The sequence below is a fragment of the Bacillus sp. FSL H8-0545 genome (genome assembly GCF_038006105.1).
GTDB lineage: Bacteria > Bacillota > Bacilli > Bacillales > Bacillaceae_G > Bacillus_A > Bacillus_A cereus_U.
Map to the genome: position 1 here is coordinate 1,223,853 of NZ_JBBOUO010000001.1, position 20,724 is coordinate 1,244,576.

Consider the following 20,724-nt stretch of genomic DNA (forward strand, 5'->3'; position numbering starts at 1 on the left):
CAAAAAGGAGATAGAAAAAATGACTACATTCGTAACGGAATGGGAAAAGCAATTGGAGTTGTACCCAGAAGAATATCGTAAAGCATATCGCCGTGTGAAAAGAGCGAGCGAAGTTTTATTACGCGAACCAGAACCACAAGTTGGTTTAACGCCGAAAGAGGTTATTTGGACGAAGAATAAAACGAAGCTTTATCGTTACATTCCAAAACAAGAAAAAACACAGAGAGTTCCAATCTTATTAATATACGCTCTTATTAATAAACCGTATATTATGGATTTAACTCCAGGTAATAGTTTAGTGGAATATTTAGTAGATCGTGGTTTTGATGTGTATATGCTTGATTGGGGCACATTTGGTTTAGAAGATAGTCATTTGAAATTTGATGATTTCGTGTTCGATTATATTGCAAAAGCAGTGAAAAAGGTAATGAGAACTGCAAAATCGGACGAGATTTCTTTACTTGGTTATTGCATGGGTGGAACGTTAACATCTATTTATGCAGCGCTTCATCCGGACATGCCAATTCGTAACTTGATTTTTATGACAAGTCCTTTTGATTTCTCTGAAACAGGATTATACGGTCCTTTATTAGATGAGAAATATTTCAATTTAGATAAAGCGGTTGATACATTCGGAAATATTCCGCCAGAAATGATTGATTTCGGAAATAAGATGTTAAAACCAATTACAAACTTTGTCGGCCCATATGTTGCTTTAGTCGATCGTTCAGAAAATGAGCGCTTCGTCGAAAGTTGGAAATTAGTTCAAAAGTGGGTAGGCGATGGTATTCCGTTCCCAGGTGAATCTTATAGACAATGGATTCGTGATTTTTATCAAAATAATAAATTAGTGAAGGGTGAACTCGTTATTCGCGGACAAAAGGTAGACCTTGCAAATATTAAGGCGAATGTCTTAAATATTTCTGCGAAACGTGATCACATTGCTCTGCCATGTCAAGTAGAAGCTTTACTTGATCATATTTCTAGCACAGATAAAGAGTATGTATGTTTGCCGACAGGACATATGTCTATCGTGTATGGTGGAACGGCTGTAAAGCAAACATATCCGACGGTTGGGAATTGGCTTGAAGAGCGTTCTAATTAAAGAGAAGAAATCCAACTAGCGTATGTTAGTTGGATTTTTTTATGGGAAATGACGAAACATAGGAAGGAGAAAAATACATTGTAGGAGTATAATTATGAAGCTTATGACTGGTAAGTTGTTTTGGAGTGCTGGAGTTTCTGTACCTTGTTATCCAACATTAGAAAATGATATGATATGTGATGTGCTAGTAATTGGAAGTGGAGAAGCAGGTGCTCATATAGCGTATTCATTAGCTAAAATTGGAATGCGTGTTATGCTCATTGAAAAAAGAGCAATTGCATGTGGTAGCACAGCTGCAAATACAGGATTATTACAATTTGTTAATGATAAATCGTTAACCTCTCTTATTCATACATTTGGTGAAGAGAAAGGGGTACGAGCATATAGACTTTGTTATGAAGCGCTGCAAACAATGGAGAAGGTTGTGCCAACTCTCGATATTGATCCCCATTTTATTCCGCGAAATAGTTTGTATTATGCAAGTAGAGATGAGGATATTTCATTTTTACAAGAAGAATATAATACGTTACGCCATTATGGATTTCCGGTTGAATATTTTACAGAGTCTGATATTAAGAAACGTTATTCATTTGCAAAACAAGCAGCGTTATATACAAGCGGTGATGCAGAAGTGAATCCGTATTTATTAGCGCATAGTCTTTTGCATAAAGCGAAACAAATGGGCGCTACTATATATGAACATACAGAGGCATTACATATTAAACAAATCCAAAATGATTTAATTTGTTACACGAATACAGGAAATAAAATCGTAGCAAAGAATGTTATTATGGCGACAGGTTATGAAGCAATTTTTGGAAAGAAAGAAAAAAATACAACAGTAGAAACGTCTTATGCCGTTGTGACAAATAAGATAGATCATTTTGAAGGCTGGCATGAGCAATCATTAATTTGGGAAACAGCACGTCCGTATTTGTATTGTCGAACGTATCAAAACCGCATTATTGTAGGCGGATTAGATGAGGCGCTGAAAATTCAAAAAATCGGCGATACGAAATTATTGCATAAGCGTAATCTCCTTATTAACATTGTAAAAGAAATGTTCCCGCAGTATAAAAATATACAGGCAGAGTACTATTGGGCAGCAGCATTTGGTGGCAGTCATGACGGTCTTCCTATTTTAAAAGAAGATAAAAACATACATAATTTATATTACGCACTGCCGTATGGGGGAAATGGAACTGTATATGGAATGGTATTTGCGAAATTATTTCAGCAGTTATTTACAAATGAAGAAAGTGATGATTTTTCTTTATTTAATCGATAGAAAAAAGGTAGCGAAGTGATGGAATGAGAGATATAAAAAAGTTTTTACAAAAGTTACGTCCCGTGCAACTTATCGTTGTATTTTATTTACTAGCGGTAGTTGTATCGGTAATTTTACTTAGTTTACCATTTGTTACGAAGCCTGGCGTGAAATGGACATTTATAGATGCGCTGTTTACATCTGTTAGTGCTGTAAGCGTTACAGGACTGTCTGTTGTGACTATTTCAGATACGTTTACAACAGCAGGAATTATTGTTTTAGCCCTGATTTTACAATTAGGCGGATTAGGAATTATGGCACTTGGTACATTCGTTTGGATTATAACGGGTAAAAAGATTGGTTTGCAGCGAAGAAGGTTAATTATGGCAGATCATAACCAAGGAAATTTATCGGGCCTTGTAGAATTGATGCGTTCTATTTTAATTGTAATTATTTCGATAGAACTCATTGGAGCAATACTATTAGGTACAAGATTTTTACTATATTTCCCGACTTGGCAAGAAGCTTATTTTCACGGTTTCTTTGCCGCTGTGAGTGCAACAACGAACGGAGGATTTGATTTAACAGGACAATCACTTATTCCGTACAAAAAAGATTATATTGTTCAAATGATTCATATGTTGCTTATTATTTTAGGAGCTATCGGTTTCCCAGTGCTAATGGAAGTAAAGCAATTCCTTAGTAAAAGGCGACAACAACTATTTCGCTTTTCATTATTTACAAAATTGACGACAATGACATTTTTTGCACTCGTTATTGTCGGAACAATTATGATTTTTCTATTAGAACGAAATCATTTTTTAGTAGGAAAGTCATGGCATGAAACTGTATTTTATACACTATTCCAATCTGTGACGACGCGAAGTGGTGGACTCGCTACAATGGACATACGTGAATTATCACAACCAACGCTTTTATTTATGAGTATATTAATGTTCATTGGAGCATCTCCAAGTTCAGTTGGGGGCGGGATACGTACAACAACATTTGCTGTTAGTATATTATCGCTATATACATTTGCAAGGGGCGGGAGAACAGTCCGTATTTTCAAACGTCAGCTACATGAAGAGGACGTGTTGAAAGCATCTGTCGTTATGACAATGGGGATTTTATTATGTGCCTCAGCGCTATTTATTTTATCCATTACGGAAAATGTACCACTTATGAGTTTAATAGTTGAAGTTTGTTCTGCTTTCGGGACGACTGGACTATCAACAGGTATTACTCCAGAGTTAACAACTGTTGGTAAACTTGTACTCATTGTACTTATGTTTATCGGACGCGTCGGTATTTTAACATTTATATTAGCTAGTGGTGGAAGAGAACAACCACCTCGCTATAAATATCCGAAAGAGAGAATTATTATTGGATAGTATGAAACCATTCTACCTACGTTAGGTAGAATGGTTTTTTTAATCGTTAATTCCAAATTGAGGGTGCATAAAAGCATCATTTTTGTTATTAACTTCGTTTTTTAGTAGTTCTTGATTTTCTTCTGAGATCCATCCGATATCATTTGTAGGATGGATCCATTCTTCTCCAGCCATAACGGCAGGATCTATTTCATCACTCCAATTATTAAGAGGACTGTTAGTGGAATCGTATTTACTGTCTCCAATTACAACATCGTATTGATTAATAAAAGGTTGTTGCATTGGTTTTCCTGTTCCTTTAAAAGAGGGAAAGTTCATTTGATGAGGGAGCGTCTCGTCTAAAATTGGTGATTGGATCGTTTCTTTCTCCTTCAAAGTCATCGCTCCTTTTTATAATGGCTTGTTCGTATGTAGTATTTCCATATATAAGCTCTTATGTACTTGTTAACACTTTCCAGTAATAATTACTGTAAGTTGTTTCAAACTAGAATAGAAAGTTATTTAGTGAGAGCAGGTGAGTATGGTGGTAAAAAGAAAAGTAAAACAAAATGCAGCAATTAATAATAATAAAACTCCGAAAGAAAGCTTACCAGATGCAGAATTTGCATTAGAGTACGAAGGAGAAAATAGTGCGAAGTACGCAAATCGTAATTCAAAAAAAGGTAAACAAAAATGAGGCGTTTTTTACAAACGCCTCATTTTTTTGTGGGATTATAAAGGTTTTTTTAATTATTTGTAAATTTTACGTTAGATATTAGCAGAAAAATGCGAAAAAACATAGAAGTAGCAACGTATTACACAAAAACAAACAACAAACAAAAGATTAATGTTGGTTTAATACTGCTTTTACACTAGTTGTTTATATTTGAGTTGTACATAAGATTTGTAAAAGGAGAGAGAGACAGTGAAAAAAACAATCTTTAAGGCTGTAGCAACTGGAATGGTATTTTCGTTATTAATGGGGTGTGGTGCAAAGAAAGAAGAAAGTGCTGGAGCAAAAGTGAAAGATGATAGATTATCTGGATCATTAACTATTTACACAGCGATTGAAGAAGAGCTTGTACCGATTTATCTTGATTCTTTTAAACAGAAGTACCCAGACGTGAAGTTGAACATTGTTCGTGATTCAACTGGAGTTATTACAGCGAAATTGCTAGCTGAAGGAAAAAATACACAAGCAGATGTTGTATGGGGAACTGCAGCGTCTAGTCTATTAGCTTTAGATAAAAAAGATATGTTAAAAGGATACTCTCCAAAAGGAGCAAATCGTGTTCTTCCGCAATTTAAAGATGATAAGCAACCAGAAAAATGGGTAGGTAATACGGCATTTATGACGGGGATTGCTGTAAATAAAGAAGAATTAAAGAAGAAAAATTTACCGATGCCAGAATCATATGAAGATTTAACGAAACCAGAATATAAAGGAACGCTAGTTATGCCGCATCCAGCTTCTTCTGGAACAGGGTTTTTAACAGTTTCTGCATGGTTACAAATTATGGGGGAAGATAAGGGCTGGGATTATATGAAGAAACTTCATGATAATATGGCAACTTATACTCATTCAGGTTCAAAACCAGCAAAATTAGCAGGGGCGGGTGAATATCCAGTTGGTGTGTCAATGGTTTATAGTGCTTTGAAAGAAAAACAAAAAGGTGCACCAGTTGAAGTTGTACTGCCGAAAGAAGGATTAGGTTGGGAAGTAGAAGCGAACGCACTTATTAAAAAAGATAATGCAAAAAATGATAAATTAGCACAAGCATTTTTAGATTGGGCAATTACAGATGATGTAATGAAGTTATACTTTGAGAAAAATGGATTTGCGACAATTAAAAATGATTATAAACTTCCAGATGGGTTCCCTAAAGATGTGACAGAAAAGTTATATAAAAAGAATGACTTTAAATGGGCAGCAGAAAATCGCGACAAAATTTTAGAAAAATGGGAAAAAGAGTTTGGCCAAAAAGCAGAACCGAAAAAGTAAGTGAGTGGGAGAGAGAAAAATGAGCGAATATTTATCAATTCAACACATTCAAAAACAGTTTGATGCATTTACAGCGTTAAAAGATATTTCTTTTACTGTGAAAAAAAATGAGTTTGTTTGTTTATTAGGCCCAAGTGGTTGTGGGAAAACGACGTTGCTCAGAATTTTAGCAGGACTAGAAGAGGCAACAACAGGTAGTATTGCTGTGAATGGAAAAGATATTACAGCATTACCACCTGGAAAGAGGAACTTCGGAATGGTTTTTCAATCGTATGCATTATTTCCGAATTTAACTGCACTTGAAAACATTGCATATGGCTTAAAGACAAAAAAATATGGAAAAGCAGAAGTAAAAGAGAAAGCGCTATCGGCGTTAGAACTTGTTGATTTGCTGAATGTAAAAGATAAATATCCTGCTCAAATGTCTGGTGGACAGCAGCAGCGAGTAGCACTTGCACGTGCGCTCGCTCTGTCTCCCGATATTTTGTTACTTGATGAGCCGTTATCTGCTTTAGATGCAAAAGTGCGTGAAAAGTTGCGCAGAGAAATGCGTGATTTGCAGGAAAAAGTGGGAGTAACAACTATTATGGTAACGCATGATCAAGAAGAGGCATTAACGATGGCTGATAAAATTGTTGTAATGAATCATGCGGAAATTATGCAGATTGGAACACCAGAGGAGATTTATCAAAGACCAGCCAATCCGTTTGTGGCAGATTTTATTGGTTCTATTAATTTCTTTTCGAAAAATAACGAAGAACATGCAATTCGTCCTGAACATGTAACTATTGTACAAAATAATGGTATTAAAACAGTTGTAGAAAGCATGGAATTTCGCGGATCTGTATACCGGACGGAAGTGCGGGTCATAGAAGAGAAAACACACCTTTATAATGAGAAAATTGTAGTAGATATATTGGCATCAGAAGTAGAGGAAACTGCTATTAGAAAAGGAAAGCCAATTCAAATCTCTTTCTCAGAAAATCATATGTTGTCATATGGAAAGAAGGTCATTGTATAGATGGAGATGTTAGAAAACTTTAAGGTGGAAAGTACGAAAAAAAAGATTAAGAGACGTATCGGTAAAGAAGAGTGGATACAAAGACTATTAATTATTGGTATGCTTCTTTCATTTTTTATCATGCTTGTATTGCCTTTATTACAACTGTTTACACAGGCCTTTTATGATAAAGATGGAGCTTTCGTTGGTGTTGCGAATTTCAGTAAATATTTCACAACACCAACGCTAGTTCAATCATTACAAAATACGGTATGGGTTTCGGGCGCTACAACAATTATTTCAGTTACACTCGCTTTCGCTTATGCATATGCAATCGCTCGTACGAATGTTTTTGGAAAGCGCGTATTTCAATACATAGCATTATTACCATTATTCGCACCAACGATGATGCACGGTATTGCGCTTACATATTTATTTGGTAATCAAGGGTTAATAACAAAAGGGGTGTTTGGTTTATTTGAAGGAATACAAATACCGTTATACGGACCAGTAGGAATTGTAATGGCTGAAGTTATGTATACATTTCCACAAGCATTCCTTATTTTATTAATTGCTCTTCAAGGTTCTGATTATCGTTTATATGAAGCTTCTAATATGTTAGGTGCAAGTAAAGTGAAACAGTTTTTTACGGTTACTTTACCTAGTGTGAAATACGGATTAATTAGTGCGATGTTCGTTGTATTTACACTTAGTTTCACTGATTTTGGGGCACCTAAAATTGTTGGAGGACAATATAACGTACTTGCTACTGACGTATATAAGCAAGTAATTGGACAGCAAAATATGTCCATGGGCGCAACTGTCGGAATGATTTTACTAATCCCAGCTATTTTCGCATTTGCAGTTGATCGTATTACGCAAAGAAAACAGGCGAATCTCTTATCTTCAAAAGCAGTGCCTTACAGAATAATAAATAATAAGAAAAGAGATGTTATTTCATTCGTATATTGTAGCGTAGTTACGTTTATGATCATTCTTTTATTTGTGGCAGTTGGTATTGCTGCAAGTGTGAAAGTATGGCCATATAATATGAGTTTTACACTTGAGCATTTTAATTTTTCAAGTTTGACAGGAGACGGAATTGAAGCATTTAAAAATAGTGTAATTGTCTCAGCTATTACGGCAGTTATCGGGGTGATTTTAACATTTGTGTTCGCTTATGCGATTGAAAAAATAGAACAGCTACATTTTTTCAGAAAAGTAGGCTACTTTTTCTCTATTGTACCGTTAGCGATTCCTGGATTAGTACTTGGATTAGGATATGTCTTTTTCTTCAGTCAACCAACAATTCAAATTCTAGGACTTTCAGTAACAAATCCGTTTCATTCCTTATATGGCACAATTGCTGTTTTAATATTAGTAAATATCATTCATTTTTACTCTGTAACGTTTGTTACCGCAACGACTGCTTTAAAGAAACTGGACCGAGAGTTTGAACTTGTTTCACAGTCGATGAGTGTACCATTCTATAAAACTTTCTTTCGAGTAACAGTACCGATGTGTTTACCAGCTATTTTAGAAATGGTTATGTACTATTTCGTAAATTCAATGGTAACTGTATCGGCAGTAGTGTTCTTATATGCGGCTGATTTTAAACTAGCTGCTGTATCAATTGTAAATATGGATGATGCAGGAAATGTAGCACCAGCAGCTGCAATGAGTGTACTTATTGTTGTTACAAATATTGTAGTGAGAGTTGTATATGAATGGGGAACGAAAGCACTTCGTAACCGAACGTCACAATGGCAAAAAAGATAAGTAAGAAGGGTGATGGATAGAATGAAAATTGAAGCAGTTATTTTTGATTGGGCAGGTACGACAGTTGATTACGGATGTTTTGCACCACTGGAAGTATTCATGAAGATTTTTCATAAACGCGGTGTTGAAATTACAGCAGAAGAAGCACGTAAGCCAATGGGATTATTAAAAATAGATCATGTAAGGGCACTAACAGAAATGCCTCGTATTGCAAATGAGTGGAAGCGTGTTTTCGGACAATTACCAACAGAAGCAGACATTAATGAGATGTATGAAGAATTTGAAGAAATTCTCTTTGCTATTTTACCGTACTATGCCACACCAATTGATGGAGTAAAAGAAGTGGTTTCTTCACTACGTGAAAGAGGTATTAAAATTGGATCAACAACTGGTTATACGAGAGAAATGATGGACATTGTTGCAAAAGAAGCAGAAATACAAGGGTATAAACCTGATTTTCTTGTGACGCCAAATGATGTTCCAGCAGGTCGTCCATATCCGTGGATGTGTTATAAAAATGCGATGGAATTAGGTGTATATCCAATGAATCATATGATAAAAGTTGGAGACACCGTGTCAGATATGAAAGAGGGCAGAAATGCTGGAATGTGGACAGTTGGTGTAATCCTCGGTAGTAGTGAGCTCGGTTTAACGGAAGAGGAAGTTGAGAATATGGATCCGTTAGAGCTTCGTGAAAAAATAGAAGTAGTTCGTAATCGTTTCATTGAAAATGGGGCTCATTTTACAATTGAAACGATGCAGGAGCTCGAAAGCGTAATTGAACATATCGAGAAACAAGAACTTATTATTTCATAAAGGAGGCATAGGGTCATGAATGAAAATCACTATTTATTATTAACGCCAGGACCATTAACGACAACAAAAACTGTAAAAGAAGTTATGTTATACGATTGGTGTACGTGGGATGTTGAATATAACACGATGGTGCAAGATGTAAGAAATAGGCTTGTATCGTTAGCGACAAAGGAAGAAGAAAAGTACACAACAGTTTTAATGCAGGGAAGCGGTACGTTTGCGGTTGAAGCAGTAATTGGTTCTGTTATTCCTAGAAACGGAAAGCTGCTAGTTTGTACAAATGGTGCGTACGGTAAGCGGATTGTACAAATGGCAGAGATGTTACATATAGATGTGGTGGTCAGTCAAACAGAAGAGTGGGAGCCTACTAATATTGCAGAAGTAGAAAAGTTATTGCAACAAGATAAAAAGATTACGCATATAGCAGTTGTTCATTGTGAAACAACGACAGGTATTATTAATCCAATTGTAGATGTATGTGAATTAGGAAAACAATACGGAAAAGTTACACTGGTTGATGCGATGAGTAGTTTCGGTGGTATTGAAATAGATATCGCTGAGTTGCAAATTGACTTTCTAATTAGTAGTGCGAATAAATGTATTCAAGGTGTTCCCGGATTCGGTTTTGTCATCGCAAATCGTGATGAATTATTGAAATGCAAAGGGCAAGCCCGTTCTTTATCATTAGATTTATATGATCAATGGGAAACGATGGAAGAGCAAAATGGGAAATGGCGTTTTACTTCACCTACACATGTTGTACACGCTTTTTATCAGGCATTGCTTGAATTAGAAGAAGAAGGCGGGGTAAGAGCCCGTTACAATCGATATTATAATAATCAAAAATTATTAGTGAACAAAATGAAAGAAATAGGCTTCAAGCCATTAGTAGATGAAAAATATCAATCTCCTATTATTACATCTTTCATTTATCCAGAAGCAGGATTTGAATTTTTGCAGCTGTATAATGAATTAAAGCGATATGGATTTGTTATTTATCCTGGTAAAATTTCGAAAGTAGATACGTTCCGCATTGGAAATATCGGTGATGTACATGAAGACGATATTAATCGCTTAGTTGATAGTATTGCTAAAGGGGTTGTTATAGGGTGAAAGTATTTTGCTTAGGTGGAGCAGGTAAAATTTGTCGTGAAGCAATTTTAGATTTAGTTCAATTTTCATCTTTTGAGACGATTACGTTAGCCGATTTTAATGAAGAGGAAGGCCGAAAAGTAGTAGAGTGGTTAAATGATCCTCGTGTTGATTTTGTAAAAGTCGATGTGACAAATCATGAGGATACGGTCGCAAAAATGAAGGGCTATGACATTGTAATGGATGGCACGACGATAAAGTTAAATGGCTTGTCTACTCGCTGTATTGCAGATGCCGGCTGTCACGGTGTGAACTTGAATGGATTTGGTGAAGAAAATAAATCCCATTCTATATTTGTTCAAAACGGAAAAGCATGTTTACCTGGGTTTGGTATGACGCCAGGTGTAACGCAAATGATGGCTATGTATGCAGCAAATCAGCTAGATACTGTAGAGTCAGTTAGAGTAAGTCATGGCTCATATCGTCCAATTGCTTTTTCTGCATCAATTACAGAAACAACGACATATGAATATGATCCACATTTACCGTCGCGTACAGTGTATGAAGATGGTGAATTTAAGCAAGTACCTCCGTTTGCGCGCCCGAGAGAAATTGAATTACCAGCGCCTTACGGAAAAACAATGCAGTATATCATCCCGCACTCAGAAACGATTACGTTAGCGAAGGCACTGGAGGATAAAGGTGTTGGGCTGATAGAAACGAGAGGTACTTGGCCAGAGCAAAATATGCAGCTCGTTCGTGCTTTATATGATTATGGTATATTGCGTAATGATCAAATTGAAATAAACGGTAAAGAAATTGGTATTATGGATTGTATTTCGAAGTATCTATTACAATCGAAAGAAGGGCAAGCAACAGAGCTTTATGGTTATGCACTTCATGTAGAAGTAGTAGGTATGAAAAATAATCAAAAACAGCGACATGTATTATACCATACACATCCGCTATCTGACGATTCTGTAGTAGGTTGGGAGAAATTAAGAGCCTATACAAGAAATGTTGGTATCCCATTTGGAGTTGCTACAGAGTTAATTGCAAAAGGAGTAGTTAATAAAGTCGGTGTTATTACTCCTGAAGAAGCTTTTGAAAATCCACAAATTATTTTTGATGAATTGGAAAAGCGTGGTATTTATATTCATGAAGAAATTTTCACTGAAAAAGAAAATTATAACTTTGTATAAGTAAGGCAGTTTATGAGGTAGATATAAATGGGGTGAGGCTATGTCTGTAGTAGGTGAAGAGAGAAAGAGGACAATTCTTGAGAAGGTAGAGTTTAAAGGGAAAGTAAAAGTTTCAGAATTAGCGAGAGAGTTCGCAGTATCAACAGAGACGATTCGTCGGTATTTAGAAGAATTAGATCGTGAAAAAAAATTGAAGAAAGTGTATGGTGGAGCTGTTCAACTTCCGGGAGCTGGGATAGAGGCACCGATGTTAGAACGAGAGATGCTGCATATAGAAGAGAAGAAAAGAATTGGGTATAAAGCAGCAACGTTTGTGGAAGATGGGGATGTTATTGCGATTGATGATGGAAGTACACCACTTCAAATGGTGCCATATCTTGTTCATCGTAAAAATTTAACGATTGTTACGAGCTCTTTTCCAGTAGCGACACAATTAATATCTTCTATTAATAAAAAGATGTTTCACGGTGAAGTTTTATTTATTGGTGGAAAGGTATCTCCAAAACATTCACGTGTGTCGGGTTCTATTTCGCAGCAAGTAATTCATCAATTTCATTTTCATAAAGCATTCGTTTCGATTGATGGATTGTTACCTAGCTTTGGGGTTTCCAGCTTTGAATTAGAAAAAGCGAAACTGTCAGAAGCGATGATTAAATTATCGGAGAAAACGTATATTTTATGCGATCATACAAAGGTAGGCGTAAAAGGGAACTACCGAATATCAGGATTTTCTCGTATTCAACATGTTATTTGTGATAAGAAAATGCCATATAGTTTTGAAGAAGAAGTTAAAAAGCATAATATTCAATGGACAGTTTGCTAGTAATCAGTGGGAAATTCCAGCTCTCTTTAATTATTAGTAATGTTTAACGTGAATTTTGAGATGCTCATGAATAATGAGTAATAAAGGTTTGTATTCGTGCAAAAAAAGTGGACACATTTTCTCGCTTCCTTCATATAATTTACCAATAGAAAAAAAGTTGGCTGAAGGAAAGAGGGGACAGGAATGTCGGAACGGGTATATAATAAGCTTGTATTGTACGCGAATGTTTTGCAAAAACTCGGTGTTATTAATGAAAAAGAAAAAAGTGAAATCCTTCATACGATAGGTAAAAAAGCCCTTTGAATAAAGGGCTTTTTTATTTTTTATCGTTGGAAATATAATTTCAATGTAATATTCCTATTGACAATGATAATGAGATTCATTATCATTTATTTGTAGGTAATTGATAAAAGTTATCAATTACTAAAAATTATATAAGACAAGGGGATATTATTTTGAAAAAAAATTATATTAAGGCGCTAGTAGTAGCAACAACATTAGCAATTCCATTTGCTGCGTATTCTACTCCAGCATTAGCAGCAATAAAAATTGAAGCAAATCAGTCGGTAGCAGCAGTGAGTGATCGTACGTATGATACTGAGATTAAAATTTATAAGGATCAAAAAGACGAGCCATCTATGGTTTCTCAATACATAAAAAATCCTAAAGTAGCGATTGAAGACGGGAAAAAAATTGTTACTGTAACTGTACAAGATAGCGATTATTTTCAATACCTTAGAATAGAAGATAGAAACCAGCCGGGTGTATTTCATGATGTGAAAGTTTTGTCAGAAGATAAGAGAAAAAATGGGACGAAAGTAGTTCAATTTGAAATTGGTGAATTTGAGAAGAAGCATAATATGCAAATGCATATACTTATTCCGGCTATTGGATATGATCATAAATATCAAGTTCAATTTGAAATTAAAGATCCGACTTTAGGCGAGAAAGAAACAGGGAAACCAGATGATGATTCTAATTCAGGCAATACGGAAACGGATACTCCAGTTGATAGTCAAAACATGATAACAGATAAGAAACTACGAGAACTTGTTAATAAAAAAGTATTTAATAGAAAAGATTTAAATACACCAATTACGAAAGAAGAGTTATTACAAGTAAATGATTTGTTTTTAAATACGAATGAGATTCTTGATTATAGTGCATTAAAATATATGCCAAATTTAAAATCTTTAACAGTTGCGAATGCGAAGATAAAAGATCCGTCGTTCTTTACGAACTTAAAGCAATTGAAACATTTGGCTTTACGCGCTAATGAAATTGTAGATGTAACACCACTTGTTAAGATGGATAATTTAGAATCTCTTGATTTAAGTAATAATAAAATTACGAACGTTGCACCACTAACGGAAATGAAAAATGTAACAAGTTTATATTTAGCAGGAAATCAAATTGAGGATGTAGCACCATTAGCGAAAATGGAACAATTAGATTACTTGAATGTGGCAAACAATAAAATTTCAAACGTTGCTCCGTTAAGTAAGTTGAAAAATGTAACATACTTATCTTTAGCAGGAAATCAAATTGAAGATATTACACCGCTGTATACGTTACCGTTAAAAGATTTAGTATTAACGCGTAATAAAGTTAAAGATTTATCAGGAATTGATCAATTGAATCAATTACAAGAGTTATGGATTGGGAAAAATGAAATAAAAGATGTTACTCCTCTAAGTAAGATGACACAGTTGAAAGTTTTAAACTTACCTAATAATGAGTTAAAGGATATTACTCCATTATCAAGTCTAGTAAACTTACAAAAACTTGATTTGGAAGCAAATTACATTTCAGACTTAACACCAGTTAGCAATTTGAAAAAGTTAGTATTTCTAAGTTTTGTTGCAAATGAAATCCGTGATGTTCGACCAGTTGTAGAACTAAGTAAAACGGCTTACATCAATGTTCAAAATCAAAAAGTATTTTTAGAGGAAACAGAAGTAAATAAAGAAGTGAAAGTACCTGTATACGAAAAAGATGGTAAAATCTCTACAAAAATTCGTTTGAAGAGTGAAGGTGGTACGTATAGTAACGATGTGGTTAAGTGGAGTACACCAGGTGAGAAAGTATATGAATTTGGTGTGAAAGATCCATTTGCGGATACAGGAATCTTCTTCACAGGGTCTGTTATTCAAAATGTTGTAAATGAAAAAGTAGCGGAAGAAGTAATTGAATTTAAAGATGTGCCAAAGGGTCATTGGTCAGAGAAAGCAATTAACTATTTAGCGAAAGAAAAGTTATTTATAGGCTATGGAAATGGGCAATTTGGATTTGGTGACAACATTACTCGTGGTCAAGTAGCAGTTTTAATACAAAAGTACTTGAAGTTGGAGCAAAATGTAGAACAGAAAACGAAGTTCACAGATACGAAAGGAAATATGTATGAAGGGGCTATTGAGGCAGTTACACAAGCCGGAATTATGACGGGCGATGGTAATGGTACGTTCCGTCCAAATGGAGTATTAACTCGATATGAAATGTCAGTAGTACTACAAAAAGTATTCCAGTTAAAGGCAAATGAAAATAGTGTAGAGAGCTTTAAAGATGTACCAAAGGGTCATTGGGCAGAGGGATATGTGAAAGCTTTAGCGGACAATAATATATCAAAAGGTGACGGCAAAGGTGATTTTTCAGGTGATGATTTCGTAACACGTGAACAATACGCACAATTTTTGTATAACGCAATAATTAAATAATAAATGAGAAAAATACGTTATTCTTTAATAAGAAGAATAACGTATTTTTTATATGTACAAAATCAGGTGCGAAATAGACAGGAGTGCTTATATGTGATATGCCTATTTTTCCGATAGGTGCTGAAACCGTATTGACAAAAAGGTATTCTCGTGTGATAATTCAATTAAATTTTTAGAATAATCAAAAAACATTCCTTTTACATAGAAAGGATTTGAACATTATATTAATATTACGCCGGGGGTGACGAAATGTTATTTTTTCTGAAGAAATGGAACGCATTAAAAGATGTGAAAGCAGAATTGGCACTTCGCGATTGGTTTTATGGTACAAAAATTAGTTTATCGCTGTGTACGTCAAAAGAGCCATTAACATTTTTAGTGAATGTAGAGGGAAGAGATAAAGGGGTATTTTCTGAAGAAGATTTTATTGTCGTAAATTGCATGTGTGAGCCAGTATTTGAAAACGAAGAAAAACCAGCTACAGAGTCGTTTATGCATGCGGATATTTATAAAAAAAGTAGTGCAGAATGTATTTTACAAGTGCAAACTGTAGATAGTCATTTAATGTCAGAGCTATATGGGAAAGAAGGAGAAGTAACATTCGAAAAACGCAGTGTGGAACGTGTTTTTGGAAAAGATGGTATTACAGAAATGACAATTCCAATTGTAGAAGATGAAAAAAAATTCGCTAATTTATTAGAAAATAATGTTCCAAATTTTGTTGAAGGTGGAGGAGTAGTCCTTGTTCATAATTACGGAATGATCGTGTGGGGGAAAACCCCAGAAGAAGCGAAAAAATGGTTGGAAGGTATAGAGTATTTAATGAACTATCACGTAAAGCTTTTAATGATAAAAGGGGCAAAAAGTTCTGTTATATAAAGATGTATTCACAAATATTATCATTCTATAAAAATGAAAGCGTTTTAAAAAGAAATTTCACTCATAAAATATAGGTCTCCTTATTATATATAGATTACATGTTGACATGTAAGGAGGAACATATTTTGCGAGTTAAATATCATTTTCTGCCAAAACAGCAGGTGACATTTTGCAAAACGAATGATTCTGGTGAAAAGGCGTTACAAATTATGAATGAAACGGGATTCCGCGCAATCCCTGTATTAGCAGAAAATGAGAAGGAATTCACGGGGATTATTTATAAAGTAGATCTTTTAGAAAAGAAGTGTAATAGCAGATTAGAGGATGTAAGTACAGAAGATGTACTGGAAAATCCAAATTCGTTTATTTTTGAAAAGGATTCTTTTTTTAGAGCTTTTTACGTTATTCGCCGTCTCCCGTTTTTAGCGGTTTTAAATGAGTATAATGAATTTGTCGGCATTTTAACACATTCTAATGTATTTGATGTCATTGAGGATTCGTTCGGTATGCGGACGGGTGGTTATATATTAACAATTGCAACACAAGATTGTAAGGGAACAATTAAAGAGCTTGGGACATTATTAAAAGCATATAATATTGGTGGACTGTTTACGCTTGATAACGGTGATCAATATATTCGCCGTGTTATCGTAAATATATCGGATGAGTTAAATGAAAAAAAATTAAAGCAATTAATTGAAAAGATAGAAAAAAAGGGATTTAGGGTGAGTCATGTAGATTATATTTAAGTTAAACAAGGTACCTATCTGCTATATGTAGATAGGTACCTTGTTTAGTGTGAGAAATGAATCTTATTTTGAAACAGAAGGTGGAGACAATGCTAAATCAGATAAAAAAATAAAGTCTGCATGCTCACGAATTTTAGGAATAGAAGTTTCTATAACACGTGATGTAATTTCACCTGGAGCCCCAACGTGTCCGATAGCTACCATAATGGGTTTGTCTTGGATTTTTTTTATAAGTAATTGTGCTTGTTTTGAAATGTGATTTACCGTATATACATCATCAAAAAATAATTGGTTTTCAATAATAGGCACGCCTAATTCTTTCCCGATTTTTGGGACAACACTATTAGGGTTTGTTTTACTATCTAAATAAAATAAACCGTGTTTTTTGCAGGCAGAAAGTATAAGACGTACAATCCTTTCATCAGCGGTTACTTTTGATCCCATATGATTGTTCATACCTATTGCATGAGGTATTTCTTGAATTGCTTGTTCGAGTCGGTTGTTTATTTCTTCATCGCTTAAATCTGTTGTAATCGCTTTTGGTCCAAGCCACTCTTTTTTTCCTCTAATTGGTTCCATTGGCATATGTATAATAACTTCATGCCCTTTTTTATGGGCAGCTATTGCATCTTGTTTAGTAGAGGGAAGAAATGGCATAACAGCAACAGTGAGTGGAATAGGAAGTGATAACATCTTATCTGTGCCTTTCATATTATTGCCGAAATCATCGATGACAATAGCAACCTTATTCGTATGAGCATTTGCTTGAATAGGAAATAGGAAGAAGGGTATGAACAAGGTGAAGACGAGAAATGTAATAGTATATTTACGCATATAAATATCTCCTTTCTATTTTATTCCGCTATTTGCGGGCAGTAAGACTCCCACCTCAAAATTCGGCTGGAGCAAAGAAGTTAGGTGGGGGATTCACTGCCCGTAAACGCCCGATTGGTGAGGGCTAATAATCAGTGGGGATGAACAAAACCCCTACTGATTAAAGTTTCACTTTATCAATCATCATTATGTTTTGCGTTTTTATATAAATTAAACAAAAAATGTCGAAGAAAAGTATATGGAAAATAGAGAATCCGCAGTTTACTTGGTATTTGCTAAAAAAGAAGATGAAAAAAATGTCTATTATTGCGAATGTATTTACAAAGATAGAATAATTTGTAATAATTCTCAAAGTGAGGGTAAAGATTTGTAAATTACAGGGGGAAAATGTTAAAATTTCTGATTCTTCAAATTCAAATAGGATTAAGTGTTTAAAGGGCTAAAGTAGAAGAGACGTTGAGAGTATGGAAGAAAAATAAGGGGGATATGGATGTTTACTGTAAAAAGGAAGTACACATTAGAAAAGCTTTCGCATGATATTCATATGAAACGTGAAGAAATGATTCATTTAGGATTAACAAGTGGATTAAATAGTATGGAGACAATTCAAGTTAGTCAAGAATTGGACAAGCTTATCGTACAGTATCAGCGTTACAAAGAAAAACAAACACCGAAATGGTTTTCAATTATAAAGGTTCCTATTTTTCAAATTGGGTATGAAGGGAAATCGAGCAATTTTTGGAGAATGTTTGTGGCTGGTTTTATGAAATAAGTATAATTACCCTTTTAGGATAAGGATAATTATACTATGTGTAATGGAATCTCTATATGAACTGTCGTTCCTTTGTTTTCTTTACTATCAATAAATATATGCCCATTGTACATCTCTACAATTCGTTTACATATAACAAGCCCAAGACCTGTTCCAGTATCTTTATTAGTAAAGAACGGATGAAAGAGGTGTTTTTGAATATGTTTTGGAATCCCTTTTCCAGTATCAATAATTTGCAATTGTGCGTGTTTTTCGTTGTTTGTTACTACAATGGTTAATGTATCACCAGAAGCCATGGCTTCAATTGCATTTTTTGTAATGTTTAAAACCACTTGTTTCATATGGTCTTTTGAGCAACGTATATGAACAGGGTGGTCTGGCAAATGTAAATGAAATACAATGTTATGTAGATTCGCCTCGGATTGAATAATTAATGCTACCTCATTAAGAATCGTTCTTACATCATATGTTTGTTCAATGATAGCAGTTGGCTTTCCAAGAATAAGAAATTCGCTTACAATTTCATTAATACGTTCTATTTCTTGTTCAATCACTGAAAAATAAAACTGATCCTCTTCATCTTTATATTTTTCTTTTAACAGAGCAACGAGTCCTTTAATTCCAGTAAGAGGGTTACGGATTTCATGGGCTGTACTAGCTGCAAAAGTTCCAACCAATTCAATTTTTTGCAGTTCATTTTGTTGTCTTTCTAGTTTTGTTTGACGTTTTAATAACATATATTGAGCAAGTAAAAATAAAATAGACATTAAAAATAAAGTAGCTATACACTCTATTGAAACCCACTGGTATAAAGTTTTTTGATGAATAGGTAACGGAGAAACAGAGACTTTCCAATTTAATCTTTGGAGTGGGGTAGTAAGCATATTAGAATGCCCATCGCTTGTTTCGTTATTATCATCGGTTAGAAAAACTACATCATGTTTATCAGTCACTTCGAAATGATATTGTGGTTTAATAGCATTTAAAGAATATGAAATGTAGTCAAAGCGTAAACTTGCTAATAATAAGCCTGAGAGTTCCTTTTGTCTATTAAATATTGGCGAGGCAATCATAATAGCTTGATGCCCAAGAACACGATCTGTAATAACTGATGATACAGTTGTTTTCTTAGATTGCAATGCATCTTGGATGTATTGGCGGTCAGAAACGTCAATAGGCGGCGAATCGCCTTGGGATGCGATTGTAATCATCCCATCTGTTGTAGCGTAATATAGACCGGAAAAACGTTCATCATTTCCATCGGTATCATGTACAATTTGTTTAATCCCATTGATGTTTCCAGTTTCGGTCCCTACGACTTTTGCGAGCATTTCTAAGGCAGATATAGCTTCACCAAGGTGATGGTCTAAATAGTCTCTATATAAGAAGAGAACAGTGTGAGCAGATAGTTTGTTTGCCTGTTGCATTTGATAAGTGTGATACGAAAAAAATGTGGCACCAATCCCTATCGTTGGCAGTATAACAAGCAGTATGTAAAAAACTATGCTTTGTAATTTGACTTTCAAATTTGGTACTCCTTCTTTTTTTATTATCATTATATATAAACTATGTTAAAATTGTCATGTTTTTATTCAAGAATCATTTGCATTACATTAGGGAAAGGAAAAGGAAAAGGGATGAGTAAATATTCATTCGGCAGTTGTAATGAAGCGCTACGTTGCTTTTCTTTTTGTTGCGGAGAATTTAAGTGAAGGGTTGAAATGGTATGACATCAAATAATGAGCGAGAAGACATTTCTCAATCTTTAAAAGTATTTATTGCACTATCCCGTGTACATCGTTCTGTTATGGATACTACAAATAAATCCATACAAAGTAACGGATTAAATCCAACTGAGTTTGCTGTATTAGAATTACTATATCATAAAGGAGGCCAACCACTTCAGCAAATCGGTGAGCGTATTTTAATAGCTAGTGGCAGCATTACATACGTTGTAGATAAGCTAGAGAAAAAAGGGCTTGTAAAACGAATTCCATGCCCAAATGATAGGCGTGTTATTTATGCGCAGTTAACGGAGTCTGGAGAGAGCTTTATTGCTTCTATTTTTCCAGGTCATGAGCAAGTTATACATCAGTCTTTTGAAATGTTAACGAAGGATGAGAAGGATGAATTACTTGATCTATTAAAAAAAATTGGAAAGTATGAAAAATGATGATATGTTCCAAAGAAGCTTTGGATAAAGAAATCCAAGGCTTTTTTGTGTGCATATATTCATGACATCATCTACCGCATTTTGCTGAAGAATAAGAGGAGATTTGTAAGTAAGCATTGAATTATAGTAATGATGCATATAATG

Annotated in this window: 19 protein-coding genes; 16 read left to right on the forward strand and 3 right to left on the reverse strand. The window is 34.7% G+C overall.

The genetic code is table 11. The annotated features are described in order from the left end of the window. The first annotated feature begins 19 nt into the window (after positions 1-19). From phaC to MHI07_RS06460, 3 genes are all read left to right on the forward strand, one after another. Positions 20-1,105, forward strand: coding sequence for a class III poly(R)-hydroxyalkanoic acid synthase subunit PhaC (phaC, locus tag MHI07_RS06450; protein ID WP_002011573.1), 1,086 nt, complete (start codon positions 20-22; stop codon positions 1,103-1,105). Positions 1,106-1,199: 94 nt separating this feature from the next. Beyond that, entirely contained in the window at positions 1,200-2,393 is a 1,194-nt protein-coding gene (locus MHI07_RS06455) for an NAD(P)/FAD-dependent oxidoreductase (protein WP_002158747.1), read from the forward strand. 23 nt (positions 2,394-2,416) lie between these two features. Beyond that, the gene (locus tag MHI07_RS06460) at positions 2,417-3,766 is read left to right on the forward strand and encodes a TrkH family potassium uptake protein (protein WP_088078076.1); all 1,350 of its coding nucleotides are present in this window, start codon (positions 2,417-2,419) and stop codon (positions 3,764-3,766) included. Positions 3,767-3,805: 39 nt separating this feature from the next. On the opposite strand, the gene MHI07_RS06465 is transcribed toward MHI07_RS06460, so the two are convergent. Next, positions 3,806-4,141, reverse strand: a complete 336-nt coding sequence (locus tag MHI07_RS06465; protein WP_340822631.1) for a DUF3905 domain-containing protein — start codon at positions 4,139-4,141, stop codon at positions 3,806-3,808. A 148-nt stretch (positions 4,142-4,289) separates the two neighbouring features. On the opposite strand from MHI07_RS06465, the gene MHI07_RS06470 reads away from it, so the two are divergent. From MHI07_RS06470 to cbpA, 11 genes are all read left to right on the forward strand, one after another. Next, positions 4,290-4,442 carry a hypothetical protein gene (locus MHI07_RS06470; RefSeq protein WP_000240799.1) on the forward strand — a complete coding sequence of 51 codons (153 nt, stop codon included), beginning with the start codon at positions 4,290-4,292 and terminating at the stop codon, positions 4,440-4,442. Between the two features lie 228 nt (positions 4,443-4,670). After that, positions 4,671-5,747 carry a putative 2-aminoethylphosphonate ABC transporter substrate-binding protein gene (locus MHI07_RS06475; protein ID WP_340822633.1) on the forward strand — a complete coding sequence of 359 codons (1,077 nt, stop codon included), beginning with the start codon at positions 4,671-4,673 and terminating at the stop codon, positions 5,745-5,747. A 19-nt stretch (positions 5,748-5,766) separates the two neighbouring features. Then, positions 5,767-6,768: a putative 2-aminoethylphosphonate ABC transporter ATP-binding protein gene (locus MHI07_RS06480; RefSeq protein ID WP_078179558.1), complete on the forward strand. Its 1,002-nt coding sequence runs from the start codon at positions 5,767-5,769 to the stop codon at positions 6,766-6,768. Continuing rightward, positions 6,769-8,526 carry a putative 2-aminoethylphosphonate ABC transporter permease subunit gene (locus MHI07_RS06485; protein ID WP_340822635.1) on the forward strand — a complete coding sequence of 586 codons (1,758 nt, stop codon included), beginning with the start codon at positions 6,769-6,771 and terminating at the stop codon, positions 8,524-8,526. It abuts the gene before it with no gap. Between the two features lie 21 nt (positions 8,527-8,547). Then, positions 8,548-9,342 carry a phosphonoacetaldehyde hydrolase gene (gene phnX / locus MHI07_RS06490; protein WP_340822637.1) on the forward strand — a complete coding sequence of 265 codons (795 nt, stop codon included), beginning with the start codon at positions 8,548-8,550 and terminating at the stop codon, positions 9,340-9,342. A gap of 15 nt (positions 9,343-9,357) precedes the next feature. Continuing rightward, entirely contained in the window at positions 9,358-10,455 is a 1,098-nt protein-coding gene (gene phnW / locus MHI07_RS06495) for a 2-aminoethylphosphonate--pyruvate transaminase (protein WP_340822639.1), read from the forward strand. Then, on the forward strand, positions 10,452-11,636 hold the full coding sequence (locus MHI07_RS06500) for a saccharopine dehydrogenase family protein (protein ID WP_340822641.1): 1,185 nt from the start codon (positions 10,452-10,454) through the stop codon (positions 11,634-11,636). The genes phnW and MHI07_RS06500 overlap by 4 nt, the downstream gene beginning before the upstream one ends. Before the next feature lie 40 nt (positions 11,637-11,676). Continuing rightward, positions 11,677-12,459: a DeoR/GlpR family DNA-binding transcription regulator gene (locus MHI07_RS06505; RefSeq protein WP_002158735.1), complete on the forward strand. Its 783-nt coding sequence runs from the start codon at positions 11,677-11,679 to the stop codon at positions 12,457-12,459. 455 nt (positions 12,460-12,914) lie between these two features. Further along, positions 12,915-15,173, forward strand: a complete 2,259-nt coding sequence (locus MHI07_RS06510) for an NEAT domain-containing leucine-rich repeat protein (protein WP_340822644.1) — start codon at positions 12,915-12,917, stop codon at positions 15,171-15,173. Positions 15,174-15,422: 249 nt separating this feature from the next. Further along, on the forward strand, positions 15,423-16,052 hold the full coding sequence (locus MHI07_RS06515) for a class II aldolase/adducin family protein (protein ID WP_340822646.1): 630 nt from the start codon (positions 15,423-15,425) through the stop codon (positions 16,050-16,052). Between the two features lie 125 nt (positions 16,053-16,177). Then, entirely contained in the window at positions 16,178-16,801 is a 624-nt protein-coding gene (cbpA, locus tag MHI07_RS06520; protein WP_002140932.1) for a cyclic di-AMP binding protein CbpA, read from the forward strand. Positions 16,802-16,864: 63 nt separating this feature from the next. On the opposite strand, the gene MHI07_RS06525 is transcribed toward cbpA, so the two are convergent. After that, positions 16,865-17,635, reverse strand: a complete 771-nt coding sequence (locus tag MHI07_RS06525; RefSeq protein ID WP_215581033.1) for a divergent polysaccharide deacetylase family protein — start codon at positions 17,633-17,635, stop codon at positions 16,865-16,867. Positions 17,636-18,125: 490 nt separating this feature from the next. Here MHI07_RS06525 and MHI07_RS06530 point away from each other — a divergent pair, with 490 nt between their 5' ends. Continuing rightward, on the forward strand, positions 18,126-18,407 hold the full coding sequence (locus tag MHI07_RS06530) for an aspartyl-phosphate phosphatase Spo0E family protein (RefSeq protein ID WP_002149628.1): 282 nt from the start codon (positions 18,126-18,128) through the stop codon (positions 18,405-18,407). Positions 18,408-18,436: 29 nt separating this feature from the next. Here MHI07_RS06530 and MHI07_RS06535 read toward each other — a convergent pair whose 3' ends face one another. Next, complete coding sequence (locus MHI07_RS06535) at positions 18,437-19,933, reverse strand: DUF3149 domain-containing protein (RefSeq protein WP_340822650.1); 1,497 nt, start codon at positions 19,931-19,933, stop codon at positions 18,437-18,439. A 200-nt stretch (positions 19,934-20,133) separates the two neighbouring features. Here MHI07_RS06535 and MHI07_RS06540 point away from each other — a divergent pair, with 200 nt between their 5' ends. Then, on the forward strand, positions 20,134-20,580 hold the full coding sequence (locus tag MHI07_RS06540; RefSeq protein ID WP_000203343.1) for a MarR family winged helix-turn-helix transcriptional regulator: 447 nt from the start codon (positions 20,134-20,136) through the stop codon (positions 20,578-20,580). The last annotated feature ends 144 nt before the right edge of the window (positions 20,581-20,724 follow it).

Bases quoted from the DNA above. Each gene is read 5' to 3' on its own strand.
- MHI07_RS06485 (WP_340822635.1), top strand. From the start codon at position 6,769: ATGGAGATGTTAGAAAACTTTAAGGTGGAAAGTACGAAAAAAAAGATT.
- phaC (WP_002011573.1), top strand. From the start codon at position 20: ATGACTACATTCGTAACGGAATGGGAAAAGCAATTGGAGTTGTACCCA.
- MHI07_RS06505 (WP_002158735.1), top strand. From the start codon at position 11,677: ATGTCTGTAGTAGGTGAAGAGAGAAAGAGGACAATTCTTGAGAAGGTA.
- MHI07_RS06455 (WP_002158747.1), top strand. From the start codon at position 1,200: ATGAAGCTTATGACTGGTAAGTTGTTTTGGAGTGCTGGAGTTTCTGTA.
- MHI07_RS06460 (WP_088078076.1), top strand. From the start codon at position 2,417: ATGAGAGATATAAAAAAGTTTTTACAAAAGTTACGTCCCGTGCAACTT.
- phnW (WP_340822639.1), top strand. From the start codon at position 9,358: ATGAATGAAAATCACTATTTATTATTAACGCCAGGACCATTAACGACA.
- MHI07_RS06525 (WP_215581033.1), bottom strand. From the start codon at position 17,635: ATGCGTAAATATACTATTACATTTCTCGTCTTCACCTTGTTCATACCC.
- MHI07_RS06540 (WP_000203343.1), top strand. From the start codon at position 20,134: ATGACATCAAATAATGAGCGAGAAGACATTTCTCAATCTTTAAAAGTA.
- MHI07_RS06515 (WP_340822646.1), top strand. From the start codon at position 15,423: ATGTTATTTTTTCTGAAGAAATGGAACGCATTAAAAGATGTGAAAGCA.
- MHI07_RS06530 (WP_002149628.1), top strand. From the start codon at position 18,126: ATGTTTACTGTAAAAAGGAAGTACACATTAGAAAAGCTTTCGCATGAT.
- MHI07_RS06480 (WP_078179558.1), top strand. From the start codon at position 5,767: ATGAGCGAATATTTATCAATTCAACACATTCAAAAACAGTTTGATGCA.
- phnX (WP_340822637.1), top strand. From the start codon at position 8,548: ATGAAAATTGAAGCAGTTATTTTTGATTGGGCAGGTACGACAGTTGAT.